The organism is Paenibacillus jamilae (genome assembly GCF_050482105.1).
GTDB lineage: Bacteria > Bacillota > Bacilli > Paenibacillales > Paenibacillaceae > Paenibacillus > Paenibacillus jamilae_B.
In genome coordinates, this window is record NZ_JBCNHI010000010.1 from 237,538 (window position 1) to 260,746 (window position 23,209).

The following is a 23,209-nucleotide window of genomic DNA, read 5'->3' on the forward strand; positions in this document are numbered from 1 at the left end:
GGTATTGGGGTGAATTCCAACTTGACCGTTCGACAAGCTATTATGTGGTTTGCACTATATCAGATAGGAAGCGCATATCTGGTACTCCCAGCGGCAATTACCGCTACCGCTAAACAAGATGCCTGGCTCTCCATCCCAGTTTCCTTAGGGTTTCATCTGTTATTGATACCTTTGTATGCCTCCATCGCTAGGCAAATACAGGGGAAATCTTTCGTAGAGCATCTCCGTTGCCTCTTCGGTCCCTTGGGCGGGACGATCAGCATCGTTTTCATTTTTTTCTTTCCCTTTCTTGTGTTCATTATGACGCTTCGAAATCTGGGCGATTTTATCACGATAGCTATTATGCCTGAAACTCCCCCCGACGCCATATATTTCATCATGCTTATAGTCATTTATTTCGCCGTTCGATCAGGCCCTGCTGTAATTGGTCGTTGTGCGGAAATCCTGTTTTTTTTCCTGCTTGTTCTGTACATTTTGGTTAGGATTACCCTTCTTCCTGAAAGCCACATAGATAATGTGCTCCCTATTTTTGAGTATGGTTTGAACCCTATCGTTCTCGCTTCATTCAATTTGTTTGCCTTTCCCTATCTTGAGGCATTTCTGTATCTTTTTTTTGCACAGTACATTCCCGATCCAAAAAAGTGGAGAAAGACAGTGATTACATGTGCTTTGATTAGCGGCGGCATGTATTTTTTCATGGTTCTACAAATAATCGCTGTGATGAGTGAAGGTGTTGTATCTAATTTGACGTTTCCTACTTTTTTTATTAACCGAACAATCAGTAGCGGAGAGTTTCTTCAACGGTTTGAAATTTTTGTTGCCGTGTTTTGGTTTGTCACCATTTTCTTCCGACTCGCACTGCTTTTATATGTGTCAGCACAAGGGCTTGCAGATGCTTTTCGTCTGCGGAGCGCTAACTCTCTCTTAATTCCTCTGATCCTAATCGCAATGGCAATGGTTCATTCTATTTGGCCAAACATGCAATTTATAACCATGTTTTTTTCAATATGGCCTTTTTACGCCATGATTTTCGGTATTGTGTTTCCTATTGTGCTATGGATGATGGGTAAGGTAGGCGGCTCGTCAAAATTACGTAAAAAGTATCACTAAGGTTGTATTTGGCTGTATGCATATACGGTCCTCAAATAAAATTTTGTTGTACTCATGATTGCAATTTAGCAAGAAGTAGCTCCAGTTCCTCCTTCTCAAGATGTCTCCATTGCCCACGTTGCAGATGATCCAAGGTAATATTCATAATCCGAACACGCTCCAGCTTGAGCACCCTGTAGCCCAAAGCCTTGCACATTCTGCGAATTTGCAGGTTTAGACCCTGCGTCAAAATAATACGAAACTCGTATTCGCTTATACGATCAACCTTGCATGGTTTAGTAATGACGTTTAATATTTCAACGCCGCGAGACATGGTCTGTGTAAATTCATCTGTAACAGGCTTGTCTACCGTCACCACATATTCCTTCTCATGACCATGCTCGGAACGCATCATTTGGTTGACAATGCTTCCATCGTTGGTTAATAAAATGAGTCCCTCTGACGCTTTATCCAGTCTGCCAATGGCAAAAATACGTGAAGGATAATTGATATAGCGAATAATATTGCCCTCCACTTGCTCCGCTGCCGTACATACAATGCCGATAGGCTTATTTAACGCCAAATATACGGGTTCACTACGGTTAACGGGGATAGCTTCCCCATCAATTAACACGATATCCTGTGGCTCTACTTCTGCGCCCGCTTCACACACAATTCCATTAACTGTAATCCTTCCTGCTGCAATCAGCCTGTTCGTTTCCCGACGTGAGCAGAATCCTGTCTCGCTAATGTACTTGTTAATTCGCATCATTCACTTCCTTTACCTCATAGTGTCAGATTTATAGATAACTATAGAGAGTGTATATGCATTTTTTATTAAAAAACATCTGATTACGTATGCATAATCAGATGTTCGCCTTTGAAGGCAAGCCTATACATGCTCGGCTTACTAATTTCTGCTGCCTTTATTCCCATTTGGCTTGGCAGCACCGCCTTTTGCAGCTCCTACTCCTGCATTTCCCGGCGCACTTGCAGTAGCGCTTTTCCGCCTTACTGGCTTCGCTGTTTTGTTCCAGCGTGTCCAGCCTTTACTTCCCGTACCTCTACCGGTTCCGCCACCCTTGCTTTTTCCACCCATATGATCCACTCCATGACTCGTCGTTCAGATTTAACTACGCTATCATACCATTACTTTGAACAGAATGCCTGTTTGTTTTGAAAATTGAGCGTATTATCCGCAGATACTTTCGCAAAACGGAACTTGCTGTATTTTTGTTGCTTTACAGGTGAATAATGAAATTAGATTGTGTTGCATGGAAAAATAATGATTTTCGAAGGAGCAAAGCAAATGTCAGTTGATGTTTATCTTAACTTCAATGGAAACTGTCACGAGGCAGCAGAATTTTACGCACATGTTTTTGAGACTGAGAAACCAAAGATCATGACGTTCGGTGAAGCACCGCCTAACCCCGATTATCCTCTCCCGGAAGAAGCCAAAAATTTGGTCATGCATACACGCCTTCATATTGATGGGAGTAATGTGATGTTTTCGGACGTTTTTCCTGGTATGCCTTTTGTTGCAGGAAACAACATCAGCCTCGCCATCGTCAATAAGAACGAGGAGAAAATTCGATCATACTTTCACAAATTAAAAGAAGGCGCGACCGTAAACATGGAGCTTCAAGAAACATTCTGGAGCAAATGCTACGGTAGCCTTAAAGATAAGTTCGGAATTGAATGGCAATTAAGTTATGATAACGGAATGACCGACAATTAGCCTTTTATATTGTCCTCGCAAGCTATTCTAAATGTATACTTTGTGAGGGCTTCATATCAGTCGCAGCCTTGGAACTCTTCCAAAACCTTGGATTTGTCTCCATGGATCTTATCCAGGTGATCCTCTCCCCAATAGCATAAATGGTCTAGCGCGGGTTTTAATCCCCAGCCGTAGTGCGTTAACTCATACTCCACTTTAGGTGGGATTTCATTAAAAACCTTTCGTGTAACAATCCCATCCTTTTCCAGGCTTCTGAGCTGAGTGGTCAGCATTTTTTGTGTAATGCCGGGCATTAACCGACGAAATTCAGATGATCTTTTCCGTCCTGTCATCAGATGGTAGATAATTAGAGGCTTCCATTTTCCTCCCATTACCTCTAAAGCTGCTTCCACTCCAACTTGATACTTCTTTTGAACCCTATTTTTGGTCGGTTCATTCATTCCTTAATCCTCCTTTAGAAGGCTACGTTTGCTAAGAACAACCCATCACTTCAATTCGTGACCCAGGTCAGTTTAGGTAATCTACCTAGGGCACTTCCATGTTCCTATGGCACCTGTATCATCCTATAGAACGTAAAAGTGCGTACTTCCAGATTATTTTCCTACTGTTTATAATAGCAGCAAGCAATGAGCATGCCTAGAAGTTAGCCTATTGAGAAAGGTAGTGAAAACATGAAAGTACTAGTCGTTGTTTCACATCCGAGAAAAGATTCCTTGACCTTTAAGGTTGCCGGTCGTTTCGTACAAGGTCTTGCCGATGCGGGCCATGATTATGAGATATTGGATTTGCATGGGATCGGTTTTGATCCTGTTTTAAAAGGAGTAGATGAACCAGACTGGTCCGTTGAGGAACAGTCCTTTTCCCCTGAAGTAGAAATGGAAATAAGGCGGATGAAGGAGCATGATGCGTTGGCATTTATTTTTCCACTTTGGTGGTGGCATTTGCCAGCTATGCTGAAGGGTTATATTGACCGTGTATGGAACAATGGGTTTGCGTACGGTTCGAATAACCTTCATCATCAGCATATCTTGTGGATTAGCTTGGCTGGCGTTTCGAAAGAGCAGCTGAAAAAGCGTAACTATGATGAAATGATTACTCATTTGCTGAACGTGGGTATTGCGGATTATTGCGGTGTTTCCAACTCCAAGGTTGAATTCTTAGATGAGACTCTGGGTTCAAATTCCGATCATTATGAAATATTGCTGGACCAAGCTTATCGCTTGGGTCTGAATTATGCTAAGGTTTAGGCTTTATTAGCATCTCCTCTTCTAAGTATGGAAATCCTAACAGAATGCGAGAGAGAATTATTTTTCCACAAGCCGCTAACCCATCCATAATTTCCGTGGAAGTGGGTTAGCGTTTTTTCATTCATTAAACATTAATTGGCCTTCGACAACAAATAGAGAAAATAAGGGGTAACCAAGATAGTGATTATGATTCCGGTTGGAATATCAGCACCAAAACTGATCGTGCGTGTAAGGGTATCAGCAATCAATATAACGAGCGAGCCAACCAATGCAGTAGTAGGTAACAGCAGCTTATGATTGGGTCCTACCAACCTGCGAGCCAAATGGGGACTAACCATGCCCACAAAAAAGAAATTCCCACCAAGGGCCACGCTACCAGAAGCCAGAGCCACTGCTGCGATCGTCAAGCCGATAAATTCCCTTTTAATGGCTACGCCGAGCCCCGATGCTGTCTGATTGCCCAAGTTCAGCGTATTGAGTGTGTTAGACCTGTAAAAAACATAAAGGCAGATGATCAGCACCCAGGGGAGCAGCACCATAATATAGCTCCACTCGTCCCCCCACAAATCTCCAGCTTGCCAACGCAACGCAAAATCATACTGTTGCTTGTCTAGTCGAAGCGTCAGTATCAGCGATAATGCACTATAGCCACTGCCCATAGCGACACCCGTTAAAATTAAGCCAGTGGGCGAAATGTCTCTTCCCCGCCTGAAAGCAAACATAAAAATCAAGAAGGCTGCCATAAGGCCGCCTGCAAAAGCCAGTCCTGGAAGAATAATAGGCGAGAATAATCCTTCACTGGCGAACAGCGTAATATACAAAAGCACAAATAGCCCTGAGCCCGAGCTGATGCCTAATGTGCCCGGACTGGCCATGTCGTTTTTGAGCAAGCTTTGCATAATACAACCCGAGATTCCCATGCCAATACCCACTAATATGGAAAGTACAATACGTGGCAGTCGAAATTCAAATACGATCAAGTTCTGCTTGTTCGTTCCTTCGCCGGTGATGACCTTCAATACTTCGAGTGGAGACAAGTTCATTTTTCCAACATTCATACTGAGTATGGCAACCAGCAGTGTCAACACGGTTAACAGTAAAATGATGCTTATACCCCTGCTATTACGGGACAGCTTCAACTAAACTCCCTCCTTTGCTTGCGCACAAGGTAGAGAAAATAGGGTACGCCCACCAAAGCAAAAATAATCCCTAGCGGTGTCTCATGAGGGCGATTAATCATACGTCCCAGCAAATCTGCTGCCAGTAGAAAGACTGCTCCATACAATGCTGAGGCAGGAATAATGTATCGATAATCTGTACCGACCAGATAACGTATAATGTGTGGCACGATCAAACCTACAAACCCAACAGGACCGACAACAATAACAGATAACCCTGTTAAAATTAATACGATTAAGGTTGAAAATAGCTTGATTCTATTCGCTCGAATTCCTAGGCCCGATGCCACCTCCTCTCCAAAGCTCAAGATCGTAATGGAGGGAGACAGGGCAATAGCACAGACCAAGCCCACTACAAATAGTGGTGAAATGAAAGCCAGTTCACTCCACTTGGCACTGGCTGTACCACCAGCAGACCAATAATCAAGGGCTTGACCAATCTCATACTTAATAGCGAGAAAAGTACTGAACGCACCAAAGAGCATAGAGATGGACATTCCTGCTAGCACTAAGCGCTGAGGTGTCATCCCCCGTTTGCCTATGGATGCGATGTAGTACGTAATTCCTGTGGTAATTGCTGCGCCCAAGCAAGAATATAGCATGGTTTCGCCATAGGTGCGGCCTGGTAAAAAGGCCATACATAGCGCAATTGCAAATGTCGAGCCAGAGCTTATACCTATGAGTCCCGAGTCGGCCAATGGATTGCGAGTCGTTCCCTGCATGATCGCCCCGCACACAGCTAGGCTACACCCAACAATGATGTCCGCCACAGTGCGTGGAAAACGCAATGTGTGAATGATTTGGTGTTCCGTAATATTGGGGTCAAATTGAAATACAGCCCCCCATGCCAGCTTCAAGCTCATTTCTGCGGCACCAAAGGTGATGGATGCTGCGGAAACTATCATGAGCAGGAACACCCCCACAATCATGTAGCTTACAAAATGAAATATTCCTTTTCTATTTCGTTCTTTGTGAGTAGACATTGATTACACCCTTAGTTGGTCAATTATGCATCATTACTTCGTTTGTTCCAGTAATTTTCCAGTAATATAATCTAGCTGTCCTGTCATACTAGCAACGTCCGAATAGTAGAACAATCCTGCATATTTTGCTGGAATTTCGATGATGTGTCCATTTTTGACGGCTGGAATACTGCTCCAGATTTTGGTTTTCGCATATTCGGATTCTTTGCCTTCCTGTTTAAACCACAGGACATAATCCCCAAAGTATTCAGCAGCTACCTCATAGGATAAAGATCCTCGACTCTCTCCGGAATTTTTAATCAGTGTATCGAGCTTTTCCGGTTTGTGAAGTCCTAGATAATCGTAAAGCAACGTTCCTCCACGTGAGCCTGTTTCATAATATATTCCGTAGGAGCCACTGCCCCAGTCCTCAAAAATGCTAAACGTTTTGTCCTTGAATATGTCGGAATTTAGTTTTTCTTTGGCCTCACTCAACTTGCTTTCAAACTGTGAAATCACTTTATCCGCTTCTGCTTCATGTCCGGTGGCCTGACCAAGGAATTTCATCCGTTCCACAGATGTCATTTTACCCTCAGGTATTACAAGAACAGGTGCAATTTTGGACAACTTATCATAATCTTTTGTATCATATGTAATAATGAGATCCGGATCGTACTTCATAATTTCCTCAGTCTCCCACTTTTCAATAACAGGAATCCCGTTAAACTTATCGTAATAAGGCATAGTTTCTTGTTTCCAACCAAATACCGCAACCGGCTTGATTCCCAGCGTGAATACATCGCCAATATACCAGTTCACCACTACCCGTTGGGGATTAGCGGGAACCTTTACATTTCCTTTTATCGTAGAGACTGTACGTGTACCAGACTCACCGCTTGTCTCTTCTTTCGCGGAAGAGGCAGGTTGGATAGATGAATCTGAGGAAGTGCCAGCATTTCCACATCCTGAAATAACAAAGATTATTACGAATAATGCACACAAAATCATGTAAAATTTCTTGCTCATCATATAATGCATGTTGTAAATTCTCCTTTAACATATTGTAATTGTAGAGCATACTTAAAATTAGTGATATTGATAATCATTATCACTAATATAAAATTGTAAATTTCACCTCCAAGATTGTCAACTGTTTCTTTAAGTTTTAGTTACTTTAATGGATTTTCCAACGTTGCCCTTCTATTCGCTTCATGCCATTCCTGATAGATTCCTCCAATTTCATAAAATGCTTTATTTATTGCAGTTGTCAGCTCCTTCATGATCTCCTTGGTATATTTTAGATGAGTATTTCGGTTATCTACTTTATATTTACGAAGCAGATTTAGATGAGCAATGATATGAATCGTATCTTCGATGATCCAATACATCACATCCTCTACATCTTTCGTAAGCTTATTTAGCATCTGTACGCCTCTTTCATACATTTGGAGCGTGTATCCCTGTTGGCCAACTTTCACATGCGGACTCAGATCATCATAAAAACCTGTACGGAAAGGTCGGCTTACATATTGCTCATACTGTTCTTCGTACATCGAAGTTTGTTCGAGCAGCTTAACGGTCATTTCTATGATTTCTTGTTCATTGTATATTTTTCTCATCCTATTTCATCTTCCTTTTCTATACTAAAATTTAAGTCATCATCATATTAGGCTATGAGTAATGCAATAAAATACCAAACTATTTTTTTACCAACCATTAACAATTCTTTTTACTACAAACGATAATTAGAATAGAGGGAATTCACCTCGATATTTCAAATTGAAGGGGACAGGCAAATGAATAAAGTATGGGCGAAAGCATCGGCTATTTTATTGGTAGTGGTATCCCTGATCTTCAATGGAACGTACGCGCTCGCAGCTTCAGCAACAACCACGTATATCGTTACGTTTCAGCAAGCAACCTTGGTCTCGAATGACCATGTAGGCAACGATTGGGCCATTGCTGCCCAGGCGGCAGGTCAATCCATTAGTGAGGGCAGCAGCGTAAAGGTAAAGGTCAAATCAGGAGGTAACATTAAGTTGTATGCGTATGCTGAGGAGCAAGACAAAATTCCTGACGAAGGTGAAGCCACCAAGAATGTAAAGGTCTCTTCGATTTCTACCAAAGGCTCCACCGTTAAGTTAAGAGTTACTGTTACCGAAAACCGTGGACGCTACTCAGGCCATCAAGCCGTTTGGGAATTCACCTATAAGATTAAGAAACAGTCATAAAACACTATAAATAGACCGTCACTCTCAGGAGCGGCGGTCTTTATTTTTCTACAACTCAGGTGAACTAGGTTGATACCATTTTGGGATATCCGTTTGAAAGTAATCGTACCCCTCTAAAATCTCTTCAGCTCGTTGCACCATATCGTCTACCTCTTCTTGGCCAAATGGAATGGCCCAGGGAATCGATGAAAGCTGGTTGCTTGCAATATACAGTGCCATTAATCTAAAAAATAAATCCGGCACATTGTTATTGAAATAACCGTGAATACGACCAGAAGCAAATAATGGGCTTAATTCCGCACACCAGGTGATACGATTGAATTCTTCCCAAGGATCGCCATAATCCAATCTATTAAAATCAATGATCCCCAGTTCACCAGACGGGCTAACCACCATATTACCGACATGATAATCCCCATGCTGAAATGTCTGGGGGCGATTATCTAATAGATGCCGGTTTTGCTCAATAAAGCCTATCGTTTGATCTGCTCCCTTTAAAGGAATGCCGCATGACTTAAAGTTTCTAATATATCTGTTGATTTTGGCATTATAATGTTCAGCCCATGGGACTCGGTCTTGCTCTGCATGAATCTCATGCAATTTAGCCAATACCTCTCCCGCCTGAAACCCGAGTTGATACTGCTGTTCGACGTTTAACGTGGGGATAACGCCTTCAGCATCTTCCCCGTTGACCCAGGTAAATAAAGAATATACCAACTGTCCGTTGTTGCATATCCCAAAATCAAGTGGACGGGACATTAAAATGTTTTCTATATGATGCAGCTTTTTTACGGATTCAAATTCTCGCTTTTTCTTGTCATATTGGGCGATATCCGAAATTCTCAATAGTAACTCCCTGCCGTCAGCGGTTTGAATATAATACTTGTTGTCATTGGACCAGCCCTTGTGAATTTCTTGCACGTTGCTCCATGTACTGGCAGCCGGAATTTCACTAAAGTGTTGCGTCACGCTCGCACCCCTCCTTGCTATTAATAGCCTTGTTATGCTTTCCATAGTTTACCTTCAAAATAACAAAGGAATCAATCTTCTTACCCGTAAAACCTAAATAAAAAAGGCTGAAAAGACAAACTGTCTTTTCAACCTGCATATAAAATGAGTTATTGCCATAAATGCCTATCATAAGTACCTATCATATATAGCCTCAATTTAGTAAGCATAGGAAAACTCATTTTTAAATTCGTCTACTCGTTGAATGGTTTTCAGAATATTCCGACCTTCACGGGTACCATCAATAATACGACGCGCTTGTTTGCTGTCTCCGATGTTTACAACTTCCACTTGATGCTCTTTTCCATATTGGAGCAAGCTATCCATCAGCGGAGTGTATGAACGCATACCCAAGCATACGAACCCTAGATCAAAAGGAATCTCAAACTCCTGTTCTCCTCGTTTTACTTTGAAACGGTCGCTGCACACTTCCGTCAAAGCCGTTTCTGTATGGACGTTTACTTCCCGTTCTTCCACCATTTTCATCATTGAAATGCGAGTGATCATATCCAGGTCCTTGCCCAATAAAGGCATCATCTCAATGATAGAAACTTCTTTAGCCCCACGTTCTGCATAATATTCTACAACATCCAGTCCCACGGCTCCGCCACCTACTACAGCAATACGTTTACCTTCAAACTCTTGAAAGTTCTCCATATTGTTCAACAGGTCAAAGATGGAAAATACTTTTGTACCCGGTTTGCCTAGTTGCTCGTGCAGACCTGCAATCGGTGGAAGCAGTGGTTTGGCCCCCGTTGCATTGACAATAATATCAGGATTCAGAGCACTAATCATCGACAGATCTGCTCGTGTGCCTGTGACAATGTTCAGATTGGTTAACTGCTTGGTGCGTTGAATTAGATAATCTGGGAAATCATTGATGCGCGTCTTGTCTGGTAAGCGAGCTATATCACGTGCGAGACCACCCAGTTCTGACTTTTCTTCGAAGAGAGTTACTTTGCAGCCTACCTCAGCCGCCGTACAGGCCGCTTCCATCCCCGCCGTGCCACCACCGATCACAACGACCTCAACATTGTTTCTAACACGTTGTTTTCGGTATTCAGCTTCTTTAAATAAATCCGGATTTACCGTACAGCAAATCGGTTTACTTTTAGAGATACGGTGATCAGCACAACCAATGTTGCAGGAGATGCATTTTCTAAGTAAATGCTCGTAGCCGTTTTGCACTTTGACCACCCAGTTCGGTTCTGCGATCAAACCTCTACCCATAGCCAGAAGATCAGCGTCGCCTCTTTCCAAAATATCCTGTGCAGCCTGTGGGCTCCGTATATTACCTGAGGTCATCGTGACCTTTCCGAATTTTTCTTTTACCGCTTTGGCCATATAAGAGCGCCAACCATCCGGCAGGTTCATCCCGTCAATCTGATACTGAATGGAATCATTTAGAGCTGCGGAAACGTTCAAAATATCTACCTCGTCATTGAGATACTCCAGTAACTCCATTGTATCTTCCAAGGTGTTCCCGCCTTCTGTGAACTCCTCCGCACTAAAACGTAAGCAAATGGGGAAAAATGGACCCACCACTGAACGAATTTCATCAATGACTAATCTGGCAAAACGGGTACGGTTTTCTGCGCTGCCGCCAAATTCATCCGTACGTTTATTATACACCGGCGAAAGAAACTGGCTCAGCAAGTAGGAATGTCCTGCGTGAATTTCAACACAATCAAACCCAGCGCGTTGCGCTCTTCCTGCTGCTTCTCCGTATTTACGAACAATGGCATAAATTTCTTCTTTTTGTAGAGGTCTTGGGATCGCTCCACCCTTTTTAGAAGGAATATTCGAAGATGATACGGGCTGAACTCCGTTCAGTCGTCCCGCATAAGCCGAAGCACCCGCATGGTTAATTTGCACAGAAACACATGCTCCATAAGAGTGTAGCGCTTCTGTTAATCTAAACAGTCCAGGAATAAACTGATCATTATCCATCCGCAGTTGGGTTGTTCCGTTCGTACCCATAGGGAAATCCAGACAAACATTTTCTACTGTGATCAGGCCTGTACCCCCTTTAGCCCGTTGCACGTAATAGTCAATATGATCCTGAACAAAGCTTCCGTCCATGGCAGCAAAGTTAGTTCCCATCGGGGGCATTACAATCCGATTTTTCAAGGTCATACGCCGTATAGTCAGAGGTTCAAATATCGCAGGATAGTGGTTCATAGTTTTTCCTCCTTGCAGGTTTGCAAATTTCATTTTCAAGTTTCATTAATCAATTTTTATATGTGATTTTTTTCACTTTAAAGAATATCGAAGTTTTGTTGAGTACGATCATTCCTTATGACTTGATTTTATATCATCTGATCTATAAATTCTAATGCTATTTTATGTACCAAATCATAGTTTCAGTCTATAGATAAAGTATTTTAGAAACTAAAAATCCCTTGCTCGAAAAGCCGCATGAGTTCAAAAAAAGAACCATCACGGCTTGACGGCAAGGGAAATATGCCTATCTGTATGCAGATTATACTTTTAAATCACCATCATAGGTGGCAATCATTTTGTATAGTTCGGGACGACGGTCACGGAAAATACCCCATTCAATGCGCCCTACCTCGAGCTCGTCCAAATCAAACTCGGCAGTAAGCACTTCTTCCTCGGTACGACTCGCTTCTGTGATTTTGTTCCCCTGAGGTCCGGCGATAAAGGATGAGCCATAGAAGTTGATACTGGATTCCTCATCTGTTTCCTTTCCAATCCGATTGGAGGCAATGACCGGAATCAGGTTGGAGGCAGCATGGCCCAGCATGCAGGTCTGCCAGTGGTCCTTGGAATCAATGGAAGAATCCTGCGGCTCAGAACCAATCGCTGTCGGATAGAACAAAATCTCTGCGCCCATAAGCGCCATACAACGGGCCGCCTCAGGATACCATTGATCCCAGCATACGCCTACTCCGATTTTGGCATAACGTGTATTCCATACTTTAAAGCCGGTATCGCCCGGATTAAAATAAAATTTTTCCTCATACCCAGGACCGTCCGGGATGTGGCTTTTGCGGTATTTACCCAACACTTCACCGTCTGCATCAATGACAGCAAGACTGTTGTAACGAGCGTAGTTCTTCTTCTCGTAAAAACTGATTGGCAGTACAACCTGTAATTCCTTGGCAATCTTTTTGAAATGGTTAACCGCCTTATTGTGCTCCAGTTCGGTAGCATATACATAATAATCAGACTTTTCCTTCTGGCAGAAGTACGGAGTCTCGAACAATTCCTGCAGCAAAATAATTTGTGCGCCTTGGGCTGCCGCTTCACGTACCAGCTTCTCTGCTTTGCTGATATTTTCTTCTATATTGGTAGAGCAGCTCATTTGGGTAGCCGCCACTTTTACTTTTCTCACTTTAGTCCTCCTTTAAATGTTGTTTCGTTCAATGCTTTGCAGCAGGCATCTGCTGGGTTGTACAGTGTACGTTACCACCTTCACGGATGACTGCCATACCATCTACAGTACGAATCTTGCGATTCGGAAATAATTTTGACAGTACTTGCTGGGCTGCAAGATCGCTGTCAGCGGCAGTACCGCCAAACACTGGCAAAATAATACCACCATTCACAAAATAGAAGTTAATATAGCTCAGTGTCAGTCGGCTGTCCTCATAATCCACACGCGGCGGCTGACCAATCTGAATCACTTCCAGCTTGCGACCTTTGGCATCCGTTGCTTGCTCTAAAATGCGCAGATTTTCCTGCGTGATTTCATAATTTTCATCCTCTGGATCATCACATACTTGCATAATGACCTTGCCTGGAGCTGCAAAGCAAGCAATATTGTCCACATGACCATCTGTTTCATCGCCACTGAGTCCACGTTTTAGCCATATAATTTTCTCGGCACCTGTATATTCGCATACGTACCGTTCAATGTCTTCTCTGCTTAGTTCCGGGTTGCGGTTGGGATTGAGCAAGCACTCTTCGGTTGTAATCAGGGTACCTTCGCCGTCTACGTGCAATGAGCCGCCTTCCATCACCAGAGGTGCATCAAACCGTAGAACACCAAGTTGATCCAGAATTTGCGGCGCAACCTGGTCATCCAGATCCCAAGGAGCATATTTGCCGCCCCAAGCATTAAACTTCCAGTTAATACCTGCCAACTGGCCCTGCTCGTCCGTCAGAAAAGTTGGGCCGTTATCACGTAACCATGCATCGCTGTGCTCGATCGGCAGCAGTTCCACCCGTTCCCCGAGCTCAAGCGCTTTAACGCTCTCCAGATCATCTGGATTTACGACTACGGTAACTGGTTCAAATTCCGCCATGGCACTTACAATTTCGCCATAACCCTTACACACCTCGGCATGCATATCCGGGTAAACCATTGAAGATTGTACTGGCCAGGAAATATACGTACGCTCATGTGGCGCCCATTCAGGCGGCATCTTATAATTTGAATCCTTAATTTGCATGTATTGAAACTCTCTTTCTGTTCAAAATGTAGACTCCGCTCCTATCATACAATAATATGATCTTTGTCTCAATCGAAGCGGAAAAGTTTTAATAATTCACATTCAAGTTTGAGCAAATTACTTTGAAAAAGTGATTGCTTTCACTGTATTGCCATCAAAATTCTTCACAGTAAATTGTGCTCCCTCCAGCACGGCGTAAGAGGAAGGGTAGTTTTCTTTTGGCAAAGCGATTGAACCAGGGTTCAGTACAAATATCCCATTTTCCACTTCTGCTACCGGAATATGAGTGTGCCCCTGGATGAACACGTCCCCTGCTTCTAAAGGCGGTAAATTTCCGATACTAAAACCATGTCCGTGCGTGACATAGATTCGCCGCCCCTCATGATACAGCAAAGCATAATCACCCATCATCGGAAACTCCAGCAACATCTGATCTACTTCTGCATCGCAATTCCCGCGCACTGACACTGCAATGCGGGATTTATATTGGTTCAGCATAGCCGCCACTTCCGCCGGGTTATATCCTTTCGGTAACGGATTACGCGGTCCATGGTACATATAATCTCCAAGCAAGACAAGGCGGTCAGCTTTCTCCTCCCTGAACTTTTCCAGTGCCAATTGCAACCAATACAGTGAACCGTGAATATCTGATATAAACATCAATTTCATAGTTTTTCCTTCCTTCCTGAATAGATCATTATATTTTAGAAATATTCCTCTTACGTTCATTATTACACTATTTCCTGTACAAATCTGTGCAAAAATGTTTCATTTCGTTGGGTAGTTCTCTGTTAAGGCGCAAAACTACAGCTCCGAATGAGCTGTAGTTTTATGGTTAATTCCTTTTATACTTGTGCTTGTCATCCTCAGTGATTTTACGGATTACCTTGCAAGGGTTTCCAGCAGCTATCACCCCTGAAGGGATGTCTTTGGTAACAACGCTTCCTGCACCGATAATAGAATCATCGCCTATTGTAACACCCGCCAGCACACAAACATTCCCACCAATCCAAACATTATTGCCGACAGTAATCGGAAAAACAATTTCCAATCCCTCATTACGTTGCTCCACATCAAGTGGATGGCCCGCAGTATAAAAACCACAATTAGGAGCAACAAAAACATTATCACCGAACACTATTTTTGCCCCGTCAAGCATGACTGTATTGTGATTACTATAAAAATTTTCACCGATTTCAATATTATACCCATAATCACACACAAAAGGTTGCTCAATCAAGAATCTATCCGTTGTCTTTCCTAGTAAAGTTTTGATGAGTGCTTCTCGTTCTTCCATATTTCTAGGATGGAGCTGATTATATTCGCAGCAGAGTCCTTTAGCATATAAACGTTCCTCAATCAACTCTTCATCATAATTAGCATTGTACAGGAGTCCTAATTGTGATTTTTCTTTTTCTGTCATCGCTTATCCACGCTCCGTTTATGTAGTTAGATTCTTGTGGTAAATGATGCTCATAAAAAAAATTGGCGACCGCTTCCCCCATAATAAAACAGAGGCGGTCGCCACGTAAAAAACATAATGATGTTTTTATAATTTAGCTACTGGTTTATTTATAAATTAGCGTTTCAAGCTTCCACCGTTCGTGGAGATAACTTCTTTGTACCAGTGGAACGATTTTTTCCGGTATCTTTCAAGTGTACCGCTGCCATCATCATGACGGTCAACATAAATGTAACCATAACGTTTTTTAAGTTGAGCAGTTGACGCGCTGACAAGGTCGATACATCCCCATGAAGTATAGCCCAGAACCTCTACTCCATCTTCAATTGCTTCTCCAACTTGAACCAAATGATCATTCAAATAGTTGATCCGGTAGTCATCTTCAACCGTTTTTTCACCTTTTTCATTGGTGATAAGCTCGTCCACAGCGCCCAAACCATTTTCAACGATAAACAGTGGTTTTTGGAAGCGATCATAGAATGTATTCAGCACATAACGCAGACCTTGCGGGTCAATTTGCCAGCCCCATTCACTTGCCTCAAGATGCGGATTGCTAACCCCACCGAGGATGTTACCTTCACCTTTGACCTTTTTAGCTTCGTCTGCAGTCTCACAAGTACTCATGTAATAGCTGAACGAGATAAAATCAACCGTATGCTTCAGATCTTCAGCATCACCTGGCTCAAAATGAATAGAGATTCCGTTTTCTTTGAAGAAACGTTTCATGTAACCTGGATATTGACCTCTTGCATGAATATCGGCAAATGCCATGTTTCTGTGATCAAATTCCATTGCTGCAATTACATCGTCTGGATTAGGTGTTAGCGGATAAGTAGGCATACTCAGTACCATACAACCAATTTTGAAATCAGGATTAATCTGATGACCGATTTTTACCGCTCTTGCACTTGCTACCAGCTCATGGTGAATAGCTTGATAAAGATCTTGTTCACTAAGTTGATCTTTTGGTGTGCTAATCCCGCCACTCATGAATGGTGCTTCAAGAATGGAGTTGATTTCATTGAACGTCAACCAGTATTTTACTTTATCTTTGTAGCGATTAAATACAGTTGTTGCATAGCGCTCATAGAAATCAACAAGCTTACGGTTTACCCAACCATCGTATTCTCTGGACAAATGTAAAGGTGTTTCATAGTGTGATAATGTAACGAGTGGCTCAATGCCATATTTATGAAGTTCATCAAACAAATCATCATAAAATTGCAAGCCTTTTTCATTAGGCTCCAGTTCGTCACCTTTAGGGAAAATACGTGACCATGCAATGGAAGTACGGAATACTTTGAAGCCCATTTCGGCAAAAAGTTTGATATCTTCTTTATAATGATGGTAGAAATCAATACCGATCAATTTCATATTATCTTCAGTTGGTACATCCGTAACCGGCCCCCAACCACCACGAGGAGTTACATCCTGAATGGACCAGCCTTTTCCGTCTTCTTGATAAGCACCTTCGAGCTGATTAGCAGCAACTGCTCCGCCCCACAGAAAATCTTTTGGAAACTGTGTACTCATATTTTCTCCGCCTTTGCTGATGTTTTTTTCATTAACTAGGACATAAACACGTTAGCTCTACGCTAATGTCTATAAAGTACTTCTAATTGAATCTTAAGGTTTGTAACGCGTTTCATGTCAAGTATTATTTTAAAAAACTTCCAGAGTCAATAATCGTATTATCTCCAATACTTACTTCCGTATTTATAACAACGTGCCTACCTACTCATACGTTTATTACCAATTGTAACTGGATGAGCTATTCTTCTATGGATTGGACCTATTTTCTTTTTTCCACCAATTGCAAATTGTACGTCAGGCTTTCAAGGGTAACTGAAATCAGCCCATACATGTATTCATCGTGCGTATCGTTTTTCACAAAAATCTCAGGCATATGTTCTTTGGGTACATCCTTTAGACAGCCATTATAAATATCATCCAGCAATGCTGGCTTAGATAACTCTCCTGTTAAAGCGATCGACACAGGGTCTATAATCGCAATAATGGAGGTTACCGTTTGGATTGCCAGAGGAACAAATCCATGTGTGCTATTTAACTGCTTAAGCTGTTCCTCTCTTGTCAAGCCCAAGGGCAAAAAGGAAACTTCCCCGGCAAACTTGGTATTTCCTTTTAACAAGTGTCCATCGACAATAAACCCTGCTCCCGGATAATTATCCTTGGGGAACGTAACTATGGCAAAGGTTTTATCCTCGTCATAGTTTTGCATGTTATAAAATCCATAGACGGTCAGATGCATATCATTTTCAATGGTAACTTCTAACCCATATTTTTCTTGCAGACGTGGTCCTACAGGGACTCCTATGAGCAGTTCGAGATCACACACATCGATAATCCCTTGATGAACAACCCCAGGGATGCCAATGCCAATGGCTTTGACGTTTTCGTAGTTGTTAATCAGCTCTTCAATTTGGTTATCTATTACTTCATAATCAATATGCGGCACAACGGATGTGTTCTCTACGATAATTGCTCCTAGCATATTCGCAACAGCATAGGTAAGGGAATGTACTCCGCCTTCCGTTTTCACAGTTAAACAGATTATATAGGAATAATCAGCGTTAAATTTGTAACGTCTAGCCGGACGTCCGCCGTTCGATTCTTCCAATTCCATCTCTAATACTTCTCCGGTTTGAAGAAGCTCATTCAGAATATTTCCGCAGGTTGCTACACTAAGTCCTGTAATACTGGCTATAGACGACTTGGTTGCATACTCCTTGGATTTCAGTGTGTTTTTAACTAGCTCTACATTAATGTGTTTGACCCGAATGGTATTATTGGAAACTGGTTGTATTTGAATACACTCCTTTTGAAGTGATTATTAAAAGATTAATAATAAGCTGTAATATAACGCTCTGTTTGCAATAAGTCAATTTGCACAATCCAGACACAATGATAGGATTCTCAATTCTATCCGTCAATCACCATGGTATACTAAGGATAAGAAAAAAATTTAGTAATAAAACTAACCAGAAAAGAGAGATTCTATTGACAGCTAGTGAATATGTAGCAATCATTGCATTAATCCTCTCCGTCATACTTTTGTTCAGGGTCTTCAGCCTTCAGTCTCGCCTTAATGACCTGAAATCCGATGTAGAGCGTCTTGAGAATCGTGCAGAACTGACGGGAACCTCGGTGTCCAGTACAATCGCTCCTCCTGCTCCACACATCCCAGACGCAGAAGCTTTCGAAGAAATCAATGAAAGGCTGCTTCTACTGATCAGGGAAGGAAATAAGATTAAAGCCATCAAAGAGTTAAGAACCGCTAAGGGTCTGTCTCTTAAGGATGCAAAAGATTATGTAGATCATTTGGAAAAACGCTAAGAAAGGAAGAATTAGAATGAGTGTTAGTAAAACAAATGCCATGCGCATATTAGATGGGCAACACATCCACTATAATATCATGAGTTATGACCACCAAGATGGAAAAATAGACGGAATGAACGTAGCCGAAAAGATCCAGAGAGCGCCAGAATCCGTTTTTAAAACTTTGGTTGCACATAGCAAACAAAATCTGTTTGTTTTTGTGATTCCTGTACATAAAGAGCTTGATCTCAAAAAGGCTGCCAAATCTGCGGGAGAAAAGAAAATTGAAATGCTTCCAGTTAAGGAGTTGCAAAAGCATACGGGATATATTCGCGGTGGCTGCTCCCCCATAGGGATGAAAAAGCTCTACCCCACTTATATCGACCAGCCCGCAATTGAGCTGGAAACTATCGTTGTAAGTGCTGGGAAAATCGGAACCCAACTGGAGCTGAGTCCGCACGATTTGGCTCAAATCATCCAAGCACAGTTTACAGATCTAACGCACACGGCATAAAACTCACCTCACCATCATAACATCTTTATGCGTATTTTCTCTTAATCCGATGCTTCAACATGCTTTAATCTGGAGAGGAAGATCAAATAATGCATAATGATTGCTCAAAAAAAGTCGGAATCCCCCAGCCTATTAGAAGTGATGGTGCAGGGGGGATCGACAAGGGGCCACGTGATGTGATGAGGGATTTACAAAATCCGGATATGCTGGTTCCTCCCGTAACGGACAATGGTCTCATACCGAATATGAGATTTTCTTTCTCAGACGCCCACATGCAGCTTAATCAGGGTGGATGGTCAAGAGAGGTTACACTAAGGGAATTACCCATTGCCACAACTCTTGCCGGGGTAAATATGAGCTTGACACCAGGTGGTGTACGCGAGCTTCACTGGCATCAGCAGGCAGAATGGTCTTATATGCTGTTAGGAAGTGCTCGCATTACGGCAGTTGATCAAGACGGACGTAATTTTATTGCTGACGTGGGTCCAGGTGATCTCTGGTACTTTCCACCAGGCATTCCCCATTCTATACAGGCCCTTGAAGAAGGCTGTGAATTTTTGCTTGTTTTCGATGATGGCAGTTTCTCCGATTTGAACACCTTATCCATCTCGGATTGGTTTGCACATACTCCCAAAGAGGTACTTTCCGCAAATTTCGGGATTCCAGAGGTTGATTTTGCAGCGATTCCTCAAGACCAGGTGTACATCTATCAGGATTCCGTGCCTGGTTCAATCCAAAGCCAAGCAGTTCCCTCTCCCTATGGGACGTTGCCCCAATCCTTTAAGCATGAATTACTAGCTCAGCCCCCGATTAAAACACCAGGCGGAAGTGTACGAATCGTGGACTCCTCCAATTTTCCGATTTCCAAAACCATCGCAGCTGCCCTTGTTGAGATTGAGCCCGGAGCCATGCGAGAAATGCATTGGCACCCTAATAATGACGAATGGCAATACTACCTTGCCGGGCAAGGACGGATGACTGTCTTTGGTGGCAATGGTGCAGCACGTACATTTGATTTTAGAGCCGGGGATGTTGGATATGTGCCTTTTGCTTACGGTCATTACATTCAAAATACAGGTTCCAGCACACTGTGGTTTCTTGAAATGTTTAAAAGTGACCGTTTTGCAGATGTGTCCTTAAATCAATGGATGGCTCTTACGCCTACAGAACTGATTCAAAGTAATTTGCATGTTGGCGTTGATGTGACCTCTAAATTACGGAAAGAAAAATGGCCTGTCGTCAAGTATCCAGGGTATTCTTTTTACCCGAAGGGGTGACCCGAGAAGAATCTAGTAAGGTACGCCTTGTTCGTGCACTCAGAAAAAAGTCTATCCTCATTCTTTTCTTACTGCTCTCTAATGCAAATTTAATGATCTCCGAATATAGTTACGCAAATGGCATTTTATAAAAAAACAAAATGCTGTAAAAATTCGGGGAGTGAGAAATAAAGATGCAAAAAATCGCACAAGTTACGGCTATTTTTTGGATTATGAAGATTTGCGCTACCACACTGGGTGAAACCGCAGGTGACTTATTGTCACAAACTCTTAATGTAGGGTACGCCATTAGTTCCATGATTTTGTTTAGTATTTTTTTAATCAGTCTTATGTTTCAACTTTTTTCTAAGAAGTATCATCCATTTCTTTATTGGACTGTTATTCTTACAACAAGCACTGCAGGTACAACTATGTCAGACTACATGGATCGTAGCTTAGGATTGGGTTATGCAACCGGATCATTCATTTTAGTATGTATTTTGTTAGCCATTTTTTCATTTTGGTATTTTAGTGAGCGATCATTGAACGTCAATAATATTACTACACGGAAAGTAGAAGTAATTTATTGGATTGCCATCTTGTTCTCAAACACTTTAGGTACGGCTTTAGGTGATTTTTTGGCGGATAGTTCCAGCCTTGGATTTGTAGGAGGAGCGGTCTTAATAGGGAGTTCGCTGGGTCTGATCCTATTATTAACGTACTCTACAAATGTCTCACGAGTATTTTTATTCTGGTTAGCATTTGTATTAACGCGTCCTTTTGGAGCGACATTTGGAGACCTTCTTACCAAATCACACACAAAGGGAGGACTGGATTTAGGTACTATGGGATCTTCATTGGTACTGTTTATAATTCTTATAGCTTTAATTATCTACACTACGCTCATTACTTCCAAAATGAAACAATCACCTGAGTTAAATGCAAATTAATCATTTGTACCGATTCGTTTCCATAGCTACTTTATATACAAAGATATAGGCCTCTGCCTATATCTTTTAATCTTACACCGATGGCAGACTCGCCGCTGTACCTTTATCTCCAGACCTACGTGGTTCTGCACAAACTGCTCGAATGAAATCGGGATCAGTCTAGAAAAAACGGTATAACAAAAAAACACCGTATCGAAACACGATGTTTTTATAATCTGTATAACAAAAACTATTCCCCAGAGTCTACGTTGTGGTAAACCTGCTGAACATCCTCCAAATCCTCTAAGGCATCAATCAATTTATCAAATTGAGCCTGTGCATCCTCTGGAAGAGTAATATCATTTTGGGCAAGCATGGTGAGCTCAGCCACAGTAAATTCAGTGACTCCTGCCTGCTTGAAAGCTTCCTGCACAGCATGGAATTGGTCCGGCTCTGCATATACGATGACGGCTTCATCTTCTTCAATGATGTCACGTACCTCTACATCTGCTTCCATCAGCAGCTCCAGCACTTCATCTGCGGTTTTTCCCACCAGACCAATAACTGCTGTTGAATCAAACATGTAGGCAACAGATCCGCTCACACCCAGACTACCGCCATTTTTAGTAAAAGCAGAACGCACATCTGATGCTGTACGGTTCACGTTATTAGTCAGTGCATCTACAATGACCATGGAACCGTTCGGTCCGAAACCTTCATAACGAAGCTCTACGTAGTTTTCATCGCCAGCACCTTTTGCTTTTTCAATAGCACGGTCAATGATCGCTTTCGGTACATTGTACGTTTTTGCACGTTCCAGTACGACTCTTAACACCCGATTGGATTCTGGATCAGGCTCGCCCTGTTTGGCTGCTACATAAATTTCAACGCCGAATTTAGCATATATGCGACTCGTATTAGCATCCTTCGATGCCTTCTTTTCTTTAATGTTATTCCACTTACGTCCCATAATATCCCGCTCTCTTCCTATATGAATATACATAACGAACTTCATTATATCCTTGTATATTATATCTCCTAAAGGACACATGGACAAGTTCAAACGATCTAGTCATATTAAGAAAACGATTTCTCATGAAATTCTAATCTTCATCTAAAGATGCTCCCATGTTGAAGAGTTAAGATCATACTACTTTCGAATCACATTAGAAAAGGAGCATCCTTGTATGTTATCCAACCTGGACTACCAGATTTTCCATCTCATCAATGAACAAGCAAATAGCTTTTCTGCTCTGAATGGACTTATGCGTTTTTTCGCTGAAGATGCCCAATATGTGTTTGTCCTTGCTTTGTTGCTATATTGGTTCTCAAGAAATACGCTTAACCGGAAAATGATCATCTCGGCGGTCATATCCATATGTATAGGCATGGGGATCAGTTTTATCATCGGACATCTCATGTATCGGGATCGTCCATTTGTTACCCACACAGTTATTCAGCTCATTAAGCACCCAGCAAATGCCTCCTTTCCGAGCGACCACGCTATTGGAGCTTTTGCACTGGCGGTCACGTTCTGGCTGTACAGTAAGAGGTTTAGAACGATCTGGCTCGCCGCTGCTCTTCTTATCGGGTTTTCCCGTATCTGGACAGGCGTCCATTATCCGTCAGATGTAGCGGCTGGTGCGCTGGTCGGTGCCTTATGTGCAGTTGGTACCCGCTATCTGCTTCTGCATTTTAAACGTCCTCAGCATCTAGTCAACTTATGCCTAGAGCTGTACGAAAGAGTAGAGCTTAAAATTTGGAACAAATCAACAGAGCCTCAATCTGAGGATGCTTGAGTATGATAATGCCCCATAAGCCATGGTTGTGGTTTATGGGGC

The 23,209-nt window shown here is 42.3% G+C and carries 25 protein-coding genes; 9 read left to right on the plus strand and 16 right to left on the minus strand.

Going from position 1 to position 23,209, the window contains the following annotated elements:
* Nucleotides 1-9 precede the first annotated feature (9 nt).
* Nucleotides 10-1,110, plus strand: a complete 1,101-nt coding sequence (locus ABEW32_RS07120; protein WP_430186036.1) for a GerAB/ArcD/ProY family transporter — start codon at nt 10-12, stop codon at nt 1,108-1,110.
* 52 nt (nt 1,111-1,162) lie between these two features.
* Here the strand turns inward: ABEW32_RS07120 and ABEW32_RS07125 are convergent, their stop codons facing one another.
* Both ABEW32_RS07125 and ABEW32_RS07130 read right to left on the minus strand, forming a co-directional pair.
* The gene (locus ABEW32_RS07125; RefSeq protein WP_430186186.1) at nt 1,163-1,858 is read right to left on the minus strand and encodes a pseudouridine synthase; all 696 of its coding nucleotides are present in this window, start codon (nt 1,856-1,858) and stop codon (nt 1,163-1,165) included.
* Between the two features lie 141 nt (nt 1,859-1,999).
* Nucleotides 2,000-2,188: a DUF3934 family protein gene (locus tag ABEW32_RS07130; protein ID WP_430186038.1), complete on the minus strand. Its 189-nt coding sequence runs from the start codon at nt 2,186-2,188 to the stop codon at nt 2,000-2,002.
* Between the two features lie 210 nt (nt 2,189-2,398).
* Here ABEW32_RS07130 and ABEW32_RS07135 point away from each other — a divergent pair, with 210 nt between their 5' ends.
* A complete protein-coding gene (locus ABEW32_RS07135) occupies nt 2,399-2,827 on the plus strand; it encodes a VOC family protein (protein WP_430186040.1) in 429 nt (142 codons plus the stop codon).
* Nucleotides 2,828-2,883: 56 nt separating this feature from the next.
* On the opposite strand, the gene ABEW32_RS07140 is transcribed toward ABEW32_RS07135, so the two are convergent.
* Complete coding sequence (locus ABEW32_RS07140) at nt 2,884-3,267, minus strand: winged helix-turn-helix transcriptional regulator (RefSeq protein ID WP_430186042.1); 384 nt, start codon at nt 3,265-3,267, stop codon at nt 2,884-2,886.
* A gap of 231 nt (nt 3,268-3,498) precedes the next feature.
* Between ABEW32_RS07140 and ABEW32_RS07145 the strand changes: the two genes are divergently transcribed.
* A complete protein-coding gene (locus ABEW32_RS07145) occupies nt 3,499-4,074 on the plus strand; it encodes an NAD(P)H oxidoreductase (protein ID WP_430186044.1) in 576 nt (191 codons plus the stop codon).
* A 131-nt stretch (nt 4,075-4,205) separates the two neighbouring features.
* Here the strand turns inward: ABEW32_RS07145 and ABEW32_RS07150 are convergent, their stop codons facing one another.
* The 4 genes from ABEW32_RS07150 to ABEW32_RS07165 all read right to left on the minus strand — a co-directional run bounded on the left by ABEW32_RS07150 (nt 4,206) and on the right by ABEW32_RS07165 (nt 7,833).
* Nucleotides 4,206-5,213 carry a FecCD family ABC transporter permease gene (locus tag ABEW32_RS07150; RefSeq protein ID WP_430186046.1) on the minus strand — a complete coding sequence of 336 codons (1,008 nt, stop codon included), beginning with the start codon at nt 5,211-5,213 and terminating at the stop codon, nt 4,206-4,208.
* A complete protein-coding gene (locus ABEW32_RS07155; protein ID WP_430186048.1) occupies nt 5,210-6,235 on the minus strand; it encodes a FecCD family ABC transporter permease in 1,026 nt (341 codons plus the stop codon). The genes ABEW32_RS07150 and ABEW32_RS07155 overlap by 4 nt, the downstream gene beginning before the upstream one ends.
* 33 nt (nt 6,236-6,268) lie before the next feature.
* The gene (locus tag ABEW32_RS07160; protein ID WP_430186050.1) at nt 6,269-7,252 is read right to left on the minus strand and encodes an ABC transporter substrate-binding protein; all 984 of its coding nucleotides are present in this window, start codon (nt 7,250-7,252) and stop codon (nt 6,269-6,271) included.
* Nucleotides 7,253-7,383: 131 nt separating this feature from the next.
* Nucleotides 7,384-7,833, minus strand: coding sequence for an immunity 63 family protein (locus tag ABEW32_RS07165; RefSeq protein WP_430186052.1), 450 nt, complete (start codon nt 7,831-7,833; stop codon nt 7,384-7,386).
* 177 nt (nt 7,834-8,010) lie between these two features.
* Here ABEW32_RS07165 and ABEW32_RS07170 point away from each other — a divergent pair, with 177 nt between their 5' ends.
* Entirely contained in the window at nt 8,011-8,445 is a 435-nt protein-coding gene (locus ABEW32_RS07170) for a hypothetical protein (protein ID WP_430186054.1), read from the plus strand.
* 48 nt (nt 8,446-8,493) lie between these two features.
* Here the strand turns inward: ABEW32_RS07170 and ABEW32_RS07175 are convergent, their stop codons facing one another.
* The 8 genes from ABEW32_RS07175 to ABEW32_RS07210 all read right to left on the minus strand — a co-directional run bounded on the left by ABEW32_RS07175 (nt 8,494) and on the right by ABEW32_RS07210 (nt 17,977).
* Nucleotides 8,494-9,459 (minus strand): aminoglycoside phosphotransferase family protein, encoded by a 966-nt coding sequence (locus ABEW32_RS07175; protein ID WP_430186056.1) that lies wholly within the window; start codon nt 9,457-9,459, stop codon nt 8,494-8,496.
* Between the two features lie 153 nt (nt 9,460-9,612).
* Nucleotides 9,613-11,634 carry an oxidoreductase gene (locus ABEW32_RS07180; protein WP_430186058.1) on the minus strand — a complete coding sequence of 674 codons (2,022 nt, stop codon included), beginning with the start codon at nt 11,632-11,634 and terminating at the stop codon, nt 9,613-9,615.
* Between the two features lie 301 nt (nt 11,635-11,935).
* The gene (aguB, locus tag ABEW32_RS07185) at nt 11,936-12,811 is read right to left on the minus strand and encodes an N-carbamoylputrescine amidase (RefSeq protein WP_430186060.1); all 876 of its coding nucleotides are present in this window, start codon (nt 12,809-12,811) and stop codon (nt 11,936-11,938) included.
* Nucleotides 12,812-12,839: 28 nt separating this feature from the next.
* Nucleotides 12,840-13,871 carry an agmatine deiminase family protein gene (locus tag ABEW32_RS07190; RefSeq protein ID WP_430186062.1) on the minus strand — a complete coding sequence of 344 codons (1,032 nt, stop codon included), beginning with the start codon at nt 13,869-13,871 and terminating at the stop codon, nt 12,840-12,842.
* A gap of 117 nt (nt 13,872-13,988) precedes the next feature.
* Complete coding sequence (gene yfcE, locus ABEW32_RS07195; protein ID WP_430186064.1) at nt 13,989-14,540, minus strand: phosphodiesterase; 552 nt, start codon at nt 14,538-14,540, stop codon at nt 13,989-13,991.
* A gap of 166 nt (nt 14,541-14,706) precedes the next feature.
* On the minus strand, nt 14,707-15,294 hold the full coding sequence (locus ABEW32_RS07200) for a sugar O-acetyltransferase (protein WP_430186066.1): 588 nt from the start codon (nt 15,292-15,294) through the stop codon (nt 14,707-14,709).
* A gap of 156 nt (nt 15,295-15,450) precedes the next feature.
* Complete coding sequence (locus ABEW32_RS07205) at nt 15,451-16,866, minus strand: glycoside hydrolase family 1 protein (protein WP_019687166.1); 1,416 nt, start codon at nt 16,864-16,866, stop codon at nt 15,451-15,453.
* A gap of 259 nt (nt 16,867-17,125) precedes the next feature.
* Nucleotides 17,126-17,977: an ROK family protein gene (locus tag ABEW32_RS07210; protein ID WP_430186068.1), complete on the minus strand. Its 852-nt coding sequence runs from the start codon at nt 17,975-17,977 to the stop codon at nt 17,126-17,128.
* 374 nt (nt 17,978-18,351) lie between these two features.
* Here ABEW32_RS07210 and ABEW32_RS07215 point away from each other — a divergent pair, with 374 nt between their 5' ends.
* The 4 genes from ABEW32_RS07215 (at nt 18,352) to ABEW32_RS07230 (ending at nt 21,389) form a co-directional block, all read left to right on the plus strand.
* Nucleotides 18,352-18,687, plus strand: a complete 336-nt coding sequence (locus tag ABEW32_RS07215) for a ribosomal protein L7/L12 (protein WP_430186070.1) — start codon at nt 18,352-18,354, stop codon at nt 18,685-18,687.
* 16 nt (nt 18,688-18,703) lie between these two features.
* Nucleotides 18,704-19,183, plus strand: a complete 480-nt coding sequence (gene ybaK / locus ABEW32_RS07220; RefSeq protein WP_430186072.1) for a Cys-tRNA(Pro) deacylase — start codon at nt 18,704-18,706, stop codon at nt 19,181-19,183.
* Between the two features lie 89 nt (nt 19,184-19,272).
* Nucleotides 19,273-20,460 (plus strand): oxalate decarboxylase family bicupin, encoded by a 1,188-nt coding sequence (locus ABEW32_RS07225; protein WP_430186074.1) that lies wholly within the window; start codon nt 19,273-19,275, stop codon nt 20,458-20,460.
* Nucleotides 20,461-20,633: 173 nt separating this feature from the next.
* The gene (locus tag ABEW32_RS07230; RefSeq protein WP_430186076.1) at nt 20,634-21,389 is read left to right on the plus strand and encodes a COG4705 family protein; all 756 of its coding nucleotides are present in this window, start codon (nt 20,634-20,636) and stop codon (nt 21,387-21,389) included.
* A 229-nt stretch (nt 21,390-21,618) separates the two neighbouring features.
* On the opposite strand, the gene ABEW32_RS07235 is transcribed toward ABEW32_RS07230, so the two are convergent.
* On the minus strand, nt 21,619-22,338 hold the full coding sequence (locus tag ABEW32_RS07235) for a YebC/PmpR family DNA-binding transcriptional regulator (protein WP_430186078.1): 720 nt from the start codon (nt 22,336-22,338) through the stop codon (nt 21,619-21,621).
* A 217-nt stretch (nt 22,339-22,555) separates the two neighbouring features.
* On the opposite strand from ABEW32_RS07235, the gene ABEW32_RS07240 reads away from it, so the two are divergent.
* Entirely contained in the window at nt 22,556-23,167 is a 612-nt protein-coding gene (locus ABEW32_RS07240; RefSeq protein WP_430186080.1) for an undecaprenyl-diphosphatase, read from the plus strand.
* The last annotated feature ends 42 nt before the right edge of the window (nt 23,168-23,209 follow it).